Origin of the sequence: Serratia sp. T13T92 (assembly GCF_047530105.1) — a bacterium.
Classification (GTDB): Bacteria; Pseudomonadota; Gammaproteobacteria; order Enterobacterales; family Enterobacteriaceae; genus Chania; species Chania fonticola.
Window position 1 is genome coordinate 52524 of sequence record NZ_JBLJAK010000021.1, and the last position, 14031, is coordinate 66554.

The following is a 14031-nucleotide window of genomic DNA, read 5'->3' on the forward strand; positions in this document are numbered from 1 at the left end:
TTTGACGGATTTACTAATTTTTTTCGTTAAAACAAGGAGTTATATTGCATAAATATTCAATAATTATGCATTTGTAATGATTAATGGCAAAAATAGGGCCTAAAATCATCAGCGACGGAGAAATCCTATTCAATCGCAAAATTCTTCCGCTTTTCTGATCCTGCTCGCAAAAATAATTGCGCTAGAGGGCGGGTTCGCCGCCCTTTTGCACCGCAATTGTGCAATGCGCCCTCATTTAGCGCAGCAAAATGCCCCTCACCCTAGCCCTCTCCCACAGGGAGAGGGAACAGTTCGTGCCACAATTTATCTAGGTATTCGTCCTTTTGGAGGGGGGACCGATCGAGTGGATCTGAAACATAAGGTGATTCACCTATGCATGAGGAGGTGAGTTTGCTGAGAGGACCTCTTCACTTCCACCAGAGCAGGATCTATCAGCTCCCTCTCCCTTTGGGAGAGGGTTGGGGTGAGGGCACCATATTACGGGTTAACCTCCAGTCTTTGACTACACTGTTAAGCTACCCCCTACTCAATGTTCCTCCTCAACCTTAAGGATCCCAACATGAGCAAGAAAACCTTTGATGCCACCCAGCCCGCAGCGGTTAAAGACGTAGCCGCCTTTCTGGCGGAGTTGAATGCCAGCGGCGGCAAACCGATGGAACAGATGAAGCCGAAGGAGGCACGTAAGGTGTTGGAAGGCGCGCAACGCAGCGTGGAGGTGGTACAGCGTGAGGTCGAGATCGAAGAGAAAACCATTCACGTGGCCGGTCAGGACATCCTGCTGCACATCGTGCGTCCGCCACGAGTGAAAGGTAAATTGCCGGTATTTATGTTTTTCCACGGCGGCGGCTGGGTATTGGGTGACTTCCCGACCCACGAACGATTGGTGCGCGATCTGGTTTACAGTTCCGGAGCGGTCGCGGTGTTTGTCAATTACACACCGTCGCCAGAAGCCCAGTATCCCACCGCCATCGAGCAAGCCTACGCGGCCACGGAATGGGTGGCGGAATACGGAGAAAAAATCAACGTCGACGGTACCCGGCTGGCGGTAGTGGGTAATAGCGTTGGCGGTAATATGGCGACGGTGGTCAGCCTGATGGCTAAAGAGCGAGGCACACCGGCACTGCGCTGCCAAATCCTGCTATGGCCGGTCACCCACGCCAGTTCTGATCGTGATTCCTATCATCAATTTGCCGAAGGCCATTTCCTGACGCGCAATATGATGAAGTGGTTTTGGGACAACTACACCACCGACAAGGCCCAGCGTAAGGAGATCTACGCCTCACCGCTCAATGCGAGCCTGGAACAGCTGCAAGGGCTGCCACCCGCGCTGATCCAGACCGCCGAGCTGGACGTATTGCGGGATGAGGGGGAAGCCTACGCCCGCTTGCTGAACGCGGCTGGCGTCGAGGTGACCGCCACCCGCTACAATGGACTGATCCACGATTACGGCCTGTTAAACCCGCTCGCCCAGGTTCCGGCGGTGCATTCGGCTATTCATCAGGCCGGACGTGCATTGAAGCATTATCTGGCCTAGCCCAGGTTACGGATCAGCCTGGCCAAGGTCTTGATGGCGGTTTCAAGCCTGTCGCTCCACTCGAAGGAGGCGTTCAGGCGGAAACAGTGGTTGAAACGATCGCCGGTGGTAAACATTCGCCCCGGCGCAATACTGATGCCCTCTGCCAGCGCACGCTGGTAAAGCTCCATGGATGACTGTGTCGCCTCCAGCTCCAACCACAGGAAATAGCCTCCGTCCGGCTGGCTGACCTTCACCGTGGGCGGGAAGTGATGGGCGATCGCCTGATGCATGGCACTTTGGCGCTGGGCCAATAAACGCCGCAGGCGACGCAGATGGGTATCATAGCCGCCATGCAGCAGATAATCGGCGATCGCCATCTGGGTCGGCACGCTGGTTGAAACGGTGCTCATCAGTTGCAAGCGCTGGATCTGCGGTGCAAAACGCCCTGCCGCCACCCAGCCCACACGGAACCCAGGAGCCAGACATTTTGAGAACGACGAGCAGTGCAAAATCTGCCCGCCCTGATCCAACGCCTTGGCAGGCAAGGGCCGCTCGGCGCTGAAATAAAGCTCGCCGTAGACATCGTCTTCCAGCAACGAGATCTGATGCTCGCGCAGCATCGTCACCAGCCGTTTTTTATTCTCGTCCGACATGCTCGACCCTTGCGGGTTCTGGAAATGGGTCATCAGCCAGCAGGCCTTGATCGGATACTGCTCAATCGCTTGCTGCAACGAATCCAGATCGATCCCATGCTGCGGATGGGTAGCGATCGCCACCGCTTTCAGCTTCAGGCGTTCCAGCGCCTGCAACGCACCGTAAAATGCAGGGGATTCAATTGCCACCGTATCTCGCGGCTGCGTCACCGCTTGCAGGCTGAGGCTTAACGACTCCATCGCCCCGGCGGTGATCACAATCTCATCTGGGGAGACCTGCATCCCATTCAGCGCATAGCGTTGGGCAATATGGCGACGCAATGCCTCGTTGCCGGGCGGCAAATTAGCAAGCGAGCTGTGAGGTGTGAATTTCCGCGCCACGCTGCTCAGCGCCCTGGCCAGCTTGGGTTGCATAAACAGGGTGGCATCGGGGAAAGCCGAGCCGAAGGGCACAATCTCTGGATCCTTACAGGCTTGCAGCACTTCAAAGATAAAAGCGTTGATATCTACCTGTTCGCTCACCAGCAGTTTTTCACCCCGGACGGGCTGTGGTAACGCCTGTGAACGCGCGGCCACATAGTAACCAGACTGCGGCCGCGCTACGATCCAGCCCTGACTTTCCAGTAGCTGGTATGACTGCACCACCGTCATCAGGCTCAGCCCGGCACGTTTACCACTTTCCCGCAGCGAGGGCAGTTTGTCCCCCGCACGCCAAACCCGGCTCTGGATCTGTTCGCGGATCTGCTGGGCAAGCTGTTCATATCTGGTCATACAATTCCAACTGTTATAGTAAAAAGTGAAATAACTGTCACTGTTATCGTTACTCTACTCCATGCTCTACTTAGCGCAAGTTTTAATAAGCAAGCTATCGCTTTCCTAAGAGGCCGATTATGAACAAATCAAGGAGGCTCCATGTTCGGACTTGATGCATTGGAGCTGGCACGGATCCAGTTCGCCTTCACCGTTTCCTTCCATATTATCTTCCCGGCGATCACCATCGGCATGGCCAGCTATCTGGCGGTGCTCGAAGGCCTATGGCTGAAAACCGGCAATCAGGCTTACCGGGACCTGTACCACTTTTGGTCCAAAATCTTCGCCGTCAACTTCGGCATGGGCGTGGTATCCGGCCTGGTGATGGCCTATCAGTTCGGCACCAACTGGAGCTTCTTCTCCGAGTTTGCTGGCAGTATCACCGGCCCATTGCTGACCTATGAAGTGCTGACTGCCTTCTTCCTCGAGGCCGGTTTCCTGGGCGTGATGCTGTTTGGCTGGAACCGTGTTGGCCCCGGCCTGCACTTTTTTGCCACCTGTATGGTAGCACTTGGCACGCTGATCTCCACTTTCTGGATCCTGGCCTCCAACAGCTGGATGCAGACCCCGCAGGGGCACGAGATCATCAACGGCGTCGTTGTGCCGGTTGACTGGTTCAAAGTGATCTTCAACCCGTCCTTCCCTTACCGCCTGCTGCATATGACCACTGCGGCATTCCTGTCGTCGGCCTTCTTTATCGGGGCATCGGCGGCATGGCACCTGCTGCGTGGCCGTGATACGCCAGCCATGCGCAAAATGCTGTCGATGGCCATGTGGATGGCACTGATCGTCGCCCCTATTCAGGCGGTGATCGGCGACGCGCACGGCCTCAATACGCTGAAATATCAACCGGCCAAAATCGCCGCCATCGAAGGCCACTGGGAAAACCCGCCGGGAGAAGCCACGCCGCTGATCCTGTTCGGTTGGCCGGATATGGAACGTGAAGAAACCCGCTTCAAGGTGGAAATCCCTTACCTGGGCAGCCTGATCCTCACCCACAGCCTCACCGAGCAGGTTCCGGCGTTGAAATCCTTCGCACCGGAAGATCGCCCTAACTCCACCGTGGTGTTCTGGTCGTTCCGCATCATGGTTGCGCTGGGCATGCTGATGATCCTGGCTGGCGTGTGGAGCCTGTGGCTACGCTGGCGCGGCGGACTGTATCAGTCCAAACCCTTCCTGTACTTCATTCTGTGGATGGGGCCTTCAGGGCTCATTGCCTTGCTGGCGGGCTGGTTCACCACCGAGATTGGCCGCCAGCCATGGGTCGTCTACGGGCTGCAGCGCACCGCCGATGCCGTCTCCGCCCACGGCGACATCCATATGAGCGTGAGCCTGCTGGCCTTTATCGCCGTCTACTGCTCGGTGTTTGGCGTCGGTTACTCCTACATGATGCGTCTGATCCGCAAAGGCCCGCAGGCCCATGAAGGTGACGAGCCAAGCGGCCACGGCACACCGGCACGCCCGCTCTCCGCGGTACACGAAACTTTGGACGACAGGAGCTGAACATGGGTATCGATCTTCCGTTGATTTGGTTTGTGATCATCGTGTTCAGCACCATGATGTACGTGGTCATGGACGGCTTTGATCTGGGTATTGGCATTCTGTTCCCGTGGGTGAAAGACAGCCACGATCGCGATGTGATGATGAATACCGTGGCACCGGTGTGGGACGGCAACGAAACCTGGCTGGTGCTCGGCGGTGCCGCCCTGTTTGGGGCTTTCCCTCTGGCGTATGCGGTGATCCTGGACGCGTTGGCCATTCCCCTCACCCTGATGCTGTTTGGCCTGATCTTCCGCGGCGTTGCCTTTGAGTTCCGCTTCAAGGCCAAACCGGAAAAGCGCCATATCTGGGATAAGGCATTTATCGGCGGTTCAATCCTGGCAACCTTCTGCCAGGGCGTGGTGGTCGGGGCGATTATCGACGGCTTCCCGGTGGAAGGCCGTGCCTATGTTGGCGGCCCCTTCGACTGGTTCACACCGTTCGCCCTGTTCTGCGGTTTGGGCCTGGTGGTCACGTATGCGCTACTCGGCTGCACCTGGTTGGTGATGAAGACTGCCGGAAACTTGCAGGCCCGGATGCATCGTCTGACCACCCCACTGTTGGTTAGCCTGCTGCTAATCTTGCTGGCCGTCAGCGTGTGGACGCCAATCGCTCACCCTGAAATTGCGACCCGCTGGTTCAGCCTGCCGAACCTGTTCTGGCTGCTACCCGTGCCGCTGCTGGTGCTGCTCAGCGCCTGGGGGATCTGGCACGGCGTACGCCACGATGCCCACTATTCGCCGTTCCTGCTGACGCTGTTGCTGGTGTTTCTGGGGCTAAGCGGTCTGGGTATCAGCATCTGGCCGCTGCTGATCCCGCCGACCATCACCCTGTGGCAAGCCGCTGCGCCGCTGCAAAGCCTGGGCTTTATGCTGGTGGGCGCGCTGTTTATTATTCCGATTATTTTGGTCTACACCTTCTGGAGCTACTACGTGTTCCGCGGCAAGGTGAGCCATGAGGATGGGTATCATTGATGATGAACAAGACGATGAATGAGAACACCGCCTCCATTCCCTGGTGGAAACGCGTCGGCTGGTTGGTGGTTATCTGGAGTGCAAGCGTCTTGGGGTTGTTTTTGGTCGCTTCGCTATTCCGCCTGCTGATGACCGCCGCCGGGATGAAGCCGGAATAACTTTACTGCTTCCCCATCGCTCCCAAAAAACGCTGTTGCATCTGCAACAGCGTTTTCAGATCCAGGCACTGATAATCCAGCCCGTGTTGAGCCGCAACCTCGGCAATGATCTTCGCCAAGGCCGGATAATGCCGATGGCTCCAATGCGGGAACAAATGATGAGTCAGGTGCAGGTTGGCGCCGCCCAGCCAGTAACCAACCCAGCGCGGCTTGGCCTGCCAGTCGAAGGTGGTGGCAAACAGATGTTGATACCAGCCATGCACCATCTTGCCCTGCTCGGGAGCCTGATAAAAATTGGCTTTGGCCCAATGGGTACCGACAATCAGCATCACAAACACCAACGACGACAACATCTGGCTCAGCAGGTACGTCAGCCAGATCGCCGTGGCGCTGATCTCAGGTGGCATCAGCCATAGCGGGATTGCCAACGCCAACGTGAAGTGCGCCAGCTTGCTCAGCAAGAAAACGCCCCAGCCTTTGCTCCCCTGCAACATCATCTTGGGCGTCATGCGAGTTTTGCCTGCCCGATCCAACCAGTCAAACAGCCAGATGTAATACGGGAAAGTCAGTGCCGCCACTATCGGCCAGTAGTATTGCTGCAAACGCATAAAGATTTTACGCTGCTGGAACGGCGTTTGCCGCAGCACGCCGTTCGGCTCGATATCCGGATCGTAACCTTCGATATTGTTGTAGGCATGGTGAAAGATGACGTGGCGCACCCGCCAACAGTCGGCATCCAGCCCCAACGGGATGCTGACGACAAAGTTAAGCCAGTGGTTTAGCCGTGCCCGTTTGAAAAAGGCGTTGTGTGAGGCGTCGTGCACCACGTTCACCGTCAACATCATGGCGGAGAAAATAAAGCCGACGTAGCAGCCGAAATAGGCCCAGGCGTTTTGCTGCTGCAAACTGAGTGCATAAAAGCCCACGCACGCCAGGATCAGCAGCAACACCTTGGCGAACATCCCCCGGTCAGCAAAGCGGTGGTCGCCCCGCTCCGCCAGATAGGCCTGGCTGCCGCGCATCAGCGCCAGATGAATATCGCGGTTCTCCCGTTGGAACGTCAAGGGCCGCAGCGGCGTGGTATCAGGCATCTTCATAATGGTTGTTGCCCCATCGCACGCAGGAAGCGCTGCTGCTGTTGCAACAGTTCACGATAGCCGATGCAGCGATAATCCATGCCATAGCGTGGCGCAAGCTCGGCTAGTATGGCGGCCAGCGCCGGATAATGGCGGTGATTCCAGCCGGGGAACAGATGGTGGGTGAGATGATAATTCAGCCCGCCGGTCAGATGATGCAACCACTTCGGCGAGGTTTCCCAGTCACAGGCGGTGGCAAAGTTGTGCCGATACCAGCCCTGCGGCATTTGGCTTCCTTCTGGCACCGCGTAAAACTCAGCCTGCGCCCAGTGAGTCCCCAACAGTAAGAACACCACCAGCAGCGAGGCCAGCATCTGGCTCAGCAGATAGGCGATCAGCACCGTCTGCCAGCCAATGCCGTGTTGCTGGCAAACTACCAACGGGATCACCAGCACCACCAAAATGTGGCACAGTTTGCTGGCAATAAATACTGCCCAGCCTTTGCGCCCGGCCAGCACACCCTCAGCGGCCAACGGAGTTTTGCCCAATCGGTCTGACCAATCAAACACCAGCGCAATATAGGGCAGCGACAAGGCGGCAATCAGCGGCCAGTAAAGATGCTGATAGCGCATGTGCGCCCGCCATTGTTGGAACGGCGTCTGGCGGAAAAAGCCGTTCTCTTCGGTGTCCAGATCGTAATGTTCAACGTTGGCATAGACATGGTGATAGCTGACGTGCCGCGTCCGCCAATAGTCCGGATCGACCCCCAGCGGGATCGTCACCAAACGCCCCGCCAGGCGATTCACCCAAGGAGTGCGGGCGAACGCATTATGCGAAGCGTCATGATTGACGTTGACGTTCAGCAACATGCCCATCATGACAAAAGCGAAATAGCACAGCATAAACGCCAGCCCCTGCTGCTGCACCAGGCTGAGCAGGTAGAACCCCACGCACAGCAACAGCAGGACGATAGCCTTGACCCAGCGGGCCACATCGGCAAAGCGGTGATCGTCGCGACCACTCAGATAAGCATGGGCTCGACGTTTCAATTCACGATGAAACGCCTGCTCCCCATCCGCAGGGAAAGAGAGTGGCGGCAACGAGTCAGCCATGCGCAGCTTCCTTCTGGCGTCCCCAACCAGCGGCGACGGCGCAGCCATGCACGGCAATGCCGCAGGTCATCAGCCACCAGTAAGGTTGGTGCCACCCCAGCGCCAACAACAACAGCAGTGGAGAGGCCAACGCCACCAGTAACCAGGTCTTTACGCCCCAGCTACGGCCTTCGGCAATCCCACCCAGCGCCACCGCGCCTACCGCCAGCAGCATAAACAGCGCCGCCTGCTCGCCAGTCAGGCCGTTGTAGCCGTACCCGAAGCGATAAACATAGCCCAGCACCAGGGCGAACAGCAGCAACGCACCACTCACCATGCACCAGGCGGAACTGCGGAAACGGCCGCTATTGGCCGAGGGTTTGAAAGGCAGTTTGAAGTAGCACAAAAACGGCTGATTACTGGCCCAGAACGGGTTAGCCGAAGATTTCTCCCCGCGTACGCCATAGGCGAAAGGCTCGGTTGGCAGCGATGGGCCAAAGGTGCCAAACAGCTTGTCCCAGAAGATAAAGCTACCGCCAAAATTACGGTTGGAATAGGCCAGATCGTTGACGTGATGCACCCGATGATGCGCTGGGGTAACAAAGATTTTTTCCAGCAAACCCAGCTTTGGGGTCAGCGCATTATGGTTAAACAGCTGAATGCCGTAATGCAGGATCGAAACGGTGATAAACACCGAAAGCGGCACACCAGCCAGCGCCAGCAGCATAAAGAACGGGATAGACGTTAATGACGAATACCACGAGTTACGCACGCCCAACGAAAGGTTGAAATGCTCGCCCTGGTGATGCACCACATGCACCGCCCACAGCAGGCGGAAACGGTGATGCAGACGGTGTAACCAGTAAAAACCAAAGTCCCACGCCAGCAGGGCAAACAGCCACACCAGCGCGACAGGCCAGCTATCTACCAGGCCCAGGCTGTAATGGCTTGCCACATAGCCATAGCAGAAGATCTCCAGCCCCCGGAACAGCCACAGCATGATATGCCCGGAGTTGAGGTTGAAGATCACATCGTGCCAATCAACGCTGCCCTGGTTGCGCTTTTGCAGCCACAGGGCTTCGCCCAGTACCACGCACAGCATAAATATTATCGGTATTACCAGATCGGTCATGGTCGTTCTCCCTGACGATAATCACTGACAATCCATCGAACATGCTGACAGGCATAGCCAACGGCCATGGCCAACACCGCCCCACTGAGCAAATCCACCAGCAGGTGACGGCGCAGTTGCAGGATTGAGTAGGCAATCGCCAACCCCCAAACTGACAACAGTACGCTGCGCCATTTTTTCCGGCTGTCCGCCACGGCCCACACGGCCAGGGCCGTCAAGGCTATATGCAAAGAGGGTAAGCAGTTTTGTTTTGAATCAATCCCGATCAATGCCGCCAGTATGGTGGAGCTGAGTGAACTGCCGTGATCGACCGGGTAGTCCATCGTCGTCGGCCACAGCAGATAGATGGCCCCCGCAACAATAGCGGCAAGCTGCATTGAGCTTCTAAGCCATTTGATCCGGCTCAGCGGACACAGCAGATAGCACAGCGGAACGATCAGGAAAAAAGACAGGTATAGCCAGATAGCATGCGGGCTGAAGGGGATAGCGCGATCCAGCCAACTCGGCGTCAGCTGATAACCCGCTCCTTGCCATCGGTCAGTAGTGTTATAAATCAGGCCAACAAAGCCCCAGCCCAGCAGCATTTGCCATAGGCGATAGATCACCTCTTTCATGGCGCCTCCGGCAAACGCACGATGCGTCGGCGTTTAGCATCAAACTGCGGCATGATACTTTGCGCGGTCAGTTGCCACTCCAGTTGCTGCACCGCGATACCTTGCTGGATAAACAGCGCGATTAGCTGCTGCTGACAATGTTCCAGCTCGGCAGGGCTACAGTCGGCCATCAGGTGCAGCCGCTGGCTAGACAACTGGGTCAGGCGGTAATCCGCTACGGCGGGCAACGCGTTGGCAATCACCCGGCGGCACAGGTCGGCAAAGACTCGCTGCGCTGCGCCCTGCAATCCTGGCAGCAACAGTTGATCGTCACAGCGCCCTTCAATCCGCTCCAACGCCATGCTGGCCTGGCCGCATGGGCAAGGCTCCGCACGCCGCACCAAAATATCATCCAGCCGATAACGCACGATCGGCTGCGTACGGCGGGTAAAATCGGTGATCAGCGGGGTAAAGCGCTGCTCATCGATCCACTGCGGTTCCACGTGAATAAACTCTTCGTTCAGATGCAAGGTGCCGTGGCTACAGCTGGCAGCCAGAAAACCTTCGGTGGCTTGATAGACTTCGCCCACGTCGGCAAATACCCGCTTTAGCAGTTGGCGATCCTGCGGCTCCAGCACCTCGGCCACCGAGATCACCTTTTTCACCTGTAGTCGTAACTCGCCCCGCTCGACCGCATTAGCCAACGCGCACAATACCTGCGCAGGTGCGACCACGATGGTGGGTTGCTCGTGTTCAATCTGCGGTAAGTGCTCGGCAAAGGGAGCAAACAGATCGTAAAACGTCAGGCTCAACCAGCGGTTGTTGACGCTGTGGTACAGATTGTTGTCCGCACGCAGAAACAGCGCGACCCGCTCACCGGCAAACACCCCTTGCGGCAGCATTTTAGCCAGCATGCCGCCAGCCCAGATCTGCTGTTCCTGCGGGCTGACCACAAACACGCCGCGTCGCCCGGAGGTGCCGGTCGATAAACCTACGCTGTATTTGCCCACTTTTGGGGTGAAGTCGCGATCGGTTTCGCTGCGCCGGGCACAGGCCAACAGCGCCTCAAGTTGCAGCCCGGCGGTATTCATCCGATCAAAATGCGTCATCATGATCGCTTTGTCCATTTCTGGCCATTCGCTCACAGGTAACAGACAGTATGGCCGGAAATAGGGACTATGCGCCAATACCCGGCGGGCAAAGCGTTTTAACTGACGCGCCTGATAAGCCTCCAGTTCTGCCCGTTCGGTAAAATACAGCCTGCGTGCTCGCAGATAGTGCCACAGCGTCATCAGCGGGATCATAAATCCCCCTCATGGCACAACAGGATCTCTGCCGCGCCGCCGTGATGCAGTTGGTTGAGCGCTTCAAGGGTTTGGTAGTAGCTACGCGGATTATCCATGATCAGGTTCGCCAGCCGTGAAGGACCACGCAGTTGCTGGTAGTTCAGCGGCGACCAGGCGGCATCGCTTGCCAGCAGCGTCCAGCCCGCGTCGGTTTGGACAAAGGCACCAAGATGGCCCGCCGCATGACCTGGCAGAGGCACAATGAGGATTTGCCCATCGCTGCCCGGCAGCGCATATCCCTGCTGGAACGGTGCCAGTTCGGCTGGCAGACTCTGTAGCGGGAATGACTCCACAAACTGCAATGCGGATTCAAACTCCTCGGGGATCAACCCCGGTATAAACGCCCGTTTCAGGGCGGCAAAACCACGCAGCTCACGAGTTTGCTGCCAGCCCTCACCGGAGCAAATCATGTTGAGGCTGCTGAAATCACGCAGGCCAGCGATATGGTCAGCATGAAAATGGGAAATAATCACCGCCTCAATATCACCTACACTGACACCCCGGCTACGCAACTGCTCAAGCAGCGCCTGCTGTGGGCTGAAATAGACAGGAGTAATCTGGCTATACAACCGGAAAATACCGCTGGCGGTGTACTGTTGGAAATAGCTGGCATAACCGGTATCCCATAGCCAGCGACGCTCGCCCACCTCCAGCAGGTAGGCACGGGAAGGGAATTTGCAGCTACGCATCGGCGAGCCACGCAGCGCCATGCAGCCAAGATGGGTGCAATAGCCGATTTCAAAGGTGGTGATGTTAGCCATGCGCCGCCATCCCCTGCTGTTTCATCCATTGCCCGGTCAGCTCAATCCCCTGCTCCAGGCTATAACGTGGCCGGTAGCCCAGCTCTTCAATCGCGCGGCTGTTATCCAGCGTCATATCAAAATAGGCGGCCGCCGCGCTGTAGCGCGTCAGCATCGGCTCTTTGCCGGTGAAATGGGCTATCAATTCCATTCCCCCTGCCACTGCCCACAACAGCCGGTAAGGCAATGCCTGCACCCTATATTGCCAGCCTAGCTGCTGGGCCAGCAGTTGGTGCAGCATATCCTCCAGCCGCTGTGGCTGTTGGTTAGTGATGTTATAAATGCCGCCGGAAGGCAAATTCGCCCGGTTGCTGGCCAGATCCATCGCATGCACTACGTTGAGCACAAAGGTCAGGTCCAGATAGGCTTTACCGCCGCCGGGCAGGCGCAGAGCACCTTTATCACTCTGCATCTGGGCCAGTATCCTGGGCACGATCACTCGGTCATGCGGGCCAAACAGGCCGCGCGGGCGCAGGATCAGGTAGGTGGTTTGCGGATAGCGATGCAGCAGCGCGCTAATGCTCTGTTCAGCAGCATACTTGCTGGCAGCGTAATGATTGGCAAACCGGCGGGCAGGCTCACCTTCGGTGATGTTGTGATGATGTTTGAAATCAAAATAGATCGCCGGCGTCGAGATATGGATAAAGCGTTTCACCCCGCAGCGCCCGGCAGCTTTGGCGAGCTTTTCCGTGACGTAGGTGTTGGCCTGGAAAAACGCCTTGCGATCGCCCCACGGGGAAGATTTGGCGGCACAATGCCAGACGATGTCATAACCCCTCATCAGTTGTTCGCATTGTTCCATCCCGGCACGGGTCAGATCCAACGGGGTAAACTTTGCCCCCAGTGCCACCAACTCACGGCCAACGGCCTCATCACGCCCGGTGGCATGCACCTGATGCCCGGCAGCCAACAGCCACTCGGCCGCATTGCGCCCCAACCCACTGGTCGCTCCGGTTACCAAGACTTTCATGGCAGCAGAACCATGCCACCCAGGGTCAGCCCAGCAGCGGTACCGATCAACATTACCGGCTGATTGGCATTCAGCCTGTCGGTGATCGCCGCCTCGTGCAGCGCGGAAGGAATTGACGCCGCCACCTGGTTGCCCCGGTAACGATAGATATCCACCAACGCCTCTGGCGCTACATTCAGCCTTTTGCGCATATGTTCCAGCGAGAGATGACTGGCCTGGTGCGGGACCACGGTGGCGATTTGTGTCAAGGTGAGCCCTGCAGCGCTCAGCAAGCGCTCGAGGTAGCCTTCTATCAGCGCCGAAGCCTGGCGGAACAGCTGCTTGCCCTTCATATGGAACAGGAAATCGCTATCGTTCATCCCGGCGCGCGGGTTACAGCGCGTGCCACCGGCGCGGATTTCACACAAATCGCTTCCTTCCGGGTAGGTTTCCATCAGGTAGGACAAAATACCGCTGCGCCCATCGCCGCGCTCCACAATGGCACAGGCGGCACCATCGCCAAAAATCAGTGAGGACTCTTCATCTTCCCAGTCGATACCCCGCGAGGCGATATCGGCGGAGACAATGGCAATTCGCCGGTAAACGCCTGTGTTGAGAAGCCCAGCCGCCACCTGCAATGCGCTAATGAAGCTGACGCAGCTGGTATTGATATCAAAACCTGCGGTACCTGAGGGTAAGCCAGCGATTTTAAGAATATGCGCGGCACTAAAGGGTAATGCCTGTACGGAAATAGCCGAAGCCGAGATCAACAGATCGATGGAGTCACGCGGGATAGCATGGTGAGCCAGCGCATCATCCAATGCGGCGACGGCCAGTTCGGCCTGGCTGGCCTGATTGCTGGCATGAAAGCGATGAATAATCCCCGAGCGTTTTTCTACATAGCCGACGGGTTTGTTCAATTGCCGATCCAACGCCGAAGATTCGATGCAGCCAGGAGGCAACGCCGCACCGGTCGCGATGATTTTCAGCGGCAGGACGGGGTGGGACAGGTTATCAATGGTCATAGGTGTTCAGTCTGCTTATCCCTAACTCGTTTGGCTTAGCATCCAGCGTAATTAATCAAACCATTTACGCTCTTTTGATCTAGCCCTTATTTAACATCAGCATAATGAAAATCCTAACAGGAATTTTTACTGATTGATTCCGTTCGCTTAACTAACCTGGTAAACCATGCCGTTAACCTAATAGCACAGCCTAGATCAACGCCGAAAAGAGATCTATAAGAATAAGCTGTTTGGCCAAGTCCAAAGAGGCTACGGCAGGCCAAAGTTTCCCCTTAACCTATGTACACACAGGTTCCGTCACAATCTGACTTCTGCGGCCAACGCCAGCATAAATTAGAACACTCTCCCTATGCTATTACTGGTTCGACA

At 56.9% G+C, this 14031-nt stretch carries 13 protein-coding genes; 4 read left to right on the plus strand and 9 right to left on the minus strand.

All coding sequences use genetic code 11. From position 1 onward, the window contains the following. Nucleotides 1-559: 559 nt before the first annotated feature. The gene (locus ACMV5I_RS18630; protein WP_414825018.1) at nucleotides 560-1534 is read left to right on the plus strand and encodes an alpha/beta hydrolase; all 975 of its coding nucleotides are present in this window, start codon (nucleotides 560-562) and stop codon (nucleotides 1532-1534) included. On the opposite strand, the gene ACMV5I_RS18635 is transcribed toward ACMV5I_RS18630, so the two are convergent. After that, on the minus strand, nucleotides 1531-2940 hold the full coding sequence (locus ACMV5I_RS18635) for a PLP-dependent aminotransferase family protein (protein ID WP_414825019.1): 1410 nt from the start codon (nucleotides 2938-2940) through the stop codon (nucleotides 1531-1533). The two genes, ACMV5I_RS18630 and ACMV5I_RS18635, sit on opposite strands and share 4 nt — an antisense overlap. A 141-nt stretch (nucleotides 2941-3081) precedes the next feature. Here ACMV5I_RS18635 and ACMV5I_RS18640 point away from each other — a divergent pair, with 141 nt between their 5' ends. From ACMV5I_RS18640 to ACMV5I_RS18650, 3 genes are read left to right on the plus strand one after another with little or no spacing between them, the layout of a single operon-like run. Further along, nucleotides 3082-4482: a cytochrome ubiquinol oxidase subunit I gene (locus ACMV5I_RS18640; RefSeq protein WP_059201082.1), complete on the plus strand. Its 1401-nt coding sequence runs from the start codon at nucleotides 3082-3084 to the stop codon at nucleotides 4480-4482. A 2-nt stretch (nucleotides 4483-4484) separates the two neighbouring features. Then, nucleotides 4485-5492, plus strand: a complete 1008-nt coding sequence (cydB, locus tag ACMV5I_RS18645) for a cytochrome d ubiquinol oxidase subunit II (protein WP_199061689.1) — start codon at nucleotides 4485-4487, stop codon at nucleotides 5490-5492. A 14-nt stretch (nucleotides 5493-5506) separates the two neighbouring features. Continuing rightward, on the plus strand, nucleotides 5507-5650 hold the full coding sequence (locus tag ACMV5I_RS18650; protein ID WP_414825032.1) for a DUF2474 domain-containing protein: 144 nt from the start codon (nucleotides 5507-5509) through the stop codon (nucleotides 5648-5650). A 2-nt stretch (nucleotides 5651-5652) separates the two neighbouring features. On the opposite strand, the gene ACMV5I_RS18655 is transcribed toward ACMV5I_RS18650, so the two are convergent. Genes ACMV5I_RS18655 through ACMV5I_RS18690 form a run of 8 tightly spaced genes read right to left on the minus strand, consistent with a single transcriptional unit; the run spans nucleotide 5653 to nucleotide 13662 of the window. Further along, nucleotides 5653-6741, minus strand: coding sequence for a fatty acid desaturase family protein (locus ACMV5I_RS18655; RefSeq protein WP_414825033.1), 1089 nt, complete (start codon nucleotides 6739-6741; stop codon nucleotides 5653-5655). A 2-nt stretch (nucleotides 6742-6743) separates the two neighbouring features. Continuing rightward, nucleotides 6744-7838, minus strand: a complete 1095-nt coding sequence (locus ACMV5I_RS18660; RefSeq protein ID WP_174334687.1) for a fatty acid desaturase family protein — start codon at nucleotides 7836-7838, stop codon at nucleotides 6744-6746. Further along, nucleotides 7831-8949 carry a sterol desaturase family protein gene (locus ACMV5I_RS18665; RefSeq protein WP_414825020.1) on the minus strand — a complete coding sequence of 373 codons (1119 nt, stop codon included), beginning with the start codon at nucleotides 8947-8949 and terminating at the stop codon, nucleotides 7831-7833. The genes ACMV5I_RS18660 and ACMV5I_RS18665 overlap by 8 nt, the downstream gene beginning before the upstream one ends. Further along, nucleotides 8946-9563, minus strand: a complete 618-nt coding sequence (locus ACMV5I_RS18670) for a phosphatase PAP2 family protein (RefSeq protein WP_414825021.1) — start codon at nucleotides 9561-9563, stop codon at nucleotides 8946-8948. Before ACMV5I_RS18670 ends, ACMV5I_RS18665 begins: the two co-directional genes overlap by 4 nt. Beyond that, nucleotides 9560-10846: a F390 synthetase-related protein gene (locus ACMV5I_RS18675; RefSeq protein ID WP_414825022.1), complete on the minus strand. Its 1287-nt coding sequence runs from the start codon at nucleotides 10844-10846 to the stop codon at nucleotides 9560-9562. The genes ACMV5I_RS18670 and ACMV5I_RS18675 overlap by 4 nt, the downstream gene beginning before the upstream one ends. Next, the gene (locus tag ACMV5I_RS18680; protein ID WP_024485418.1) at nucleotides 10843-11649 is read right to left on the minus strand and encodes an MBL fold metallo-hydrolase; all 807 of its coding nucleotides are present in this window, start codon (nucleotides 11647-11649) and stop codon (nucleotides 10843-10845) included. The genes ACMV5I_RS18675 and ACMV5I_RS18680 overlap by 4 nt, the downstream gene beginning before the upstream one ends. After that, complete coding sequence (locus ACMV5I_RS18685; protein ID WP_414825023.1) at nucleotides 11642-12658, minus strand: NAD-dependent epimerase/dehydratase family protein; 1017 nt, start codon at nucleotides 12656-12658, stop codon at nucleotides 11642-11644. The genes ACMV5I_RS18680 and ACMV5I_RS18685 overlap by 8 nt, the downstream gene beginning before the upstream one ends. Then, a complete protein-coding gene (locus ACMV5I_RS18690; RefSeq protein ID WP_414825024.1) occupies nucleotides 12655-13662 on the minus strand; it encodes a 3-oxoacyl-[acyl-carrier-protein] synthase III C-terminal domain-containing protein in 1008 nt (335 codons plus the stop codon). The genes ACMV5I_RS18685 and ACMV5I_RS18690 overlap by 4 nt, the downstream gene beginning before the upstream one ends. Nucleotides 13663-14031 lie beyond the last annotated feature (369 nt).

Excerpts from the sequence above, each read along its gene's own strand:
- ACMV5I_RS18675 (WP_414825022.1), bottom strand. The coding sequence starts at position 10,846 with ATGATCCCGCTGATGACGCTGTGGCACTATCTGCGAGCACGCAGGCTG.
- ACMV5I_RS18690 (WP_414825024.1), bottom strand. The coding sequence starts at position 13,662 with ATGACCATTGATAACCTGTCCCACCCCGTCCTGCCGCTGAAAATCATC.
- ACMV5I_RS18665 (WP_414825020.1), bottom strand. The coding sequence starts at position 8,949 with ATGACCGATCTGGTAATACCGATAATATTTATGCTGTGCGTGGTACTG.
- ACMV5I_RS18650 (WP_414825032.1), top strand. The coding sequence starts at position 5,507 with ATGAATGAGAACACCGCCTCCATTCCCTGGTGGAAACGCGTCGGCTGG.
- ACMV5I_RS18630 (WP_414825018.1), top strand. The coding sequence starts at position 560 with ATGAGCAAGAAAACCTTTGATGCCACCCAGCCCGCAGCGGTTAAAGAC.
- ACMV5I_RS18680 (WP_024485418.1), bottom strand. The coding sequence starts at position 11,649 with ATGGCTAACATCACCACCTTTGAAATCGGCTATTGCACCCATCTTGGC.
- ACMV5I_RS18655 (WP_414825033.1), bottom strand. The coding sequence starts at position 6,741 with ATGCCTGATACCACGCCGCTGCGGCCCTTGACGTTCCAACGGGAGAAC.
- ACMV5I_RS18660 (WP_174334687.1), bottom strand. The coding sequence starts at position 7,838 with ATGGCTGACTCGTTGCCGCCACTCTCTTTCCCTGCGGATGGGGAGCAG.
- ACMV5I_RS18685 (WP_414825023.1), bottom strand. The coding sequence starts at position 12,658 with ATGAAAGTCTTGGTAACCGGAGCGACCAGTGGGTTGGGGCGCAATGCG.
- ACMV5I_RS18635 (WP_414825019.1), bottom strand. The coding sequence starts at position 2,940 with ATGACCAGATATGAACAGCTTGCCCAGCAGATCCGCGAACAGATCCAG.
- ACMV5I_RS18640 (WP_059201082.1), top strand. The coding sequence starts at position 3,082 with ATGTTCGGACTTGATGCATTGGAGCTGGCACGGATCCAGTTCGCCTTC.
- cydB (WP_199061689.1), top strand. The coding sequence starts at position 4,485 with ATGGGTATCGATCTTCCGTTGATTTGGTTTGTGATCATCGTGTTCAGC.
- ACMV5I_RS18670 (WP_414825021.1), bottom strand. The coding sequence starts at position 9,563 with ATGAAAGAGGTGATCTATCGCCTATGGCAAATGCTGCTGGGCTGGGGC.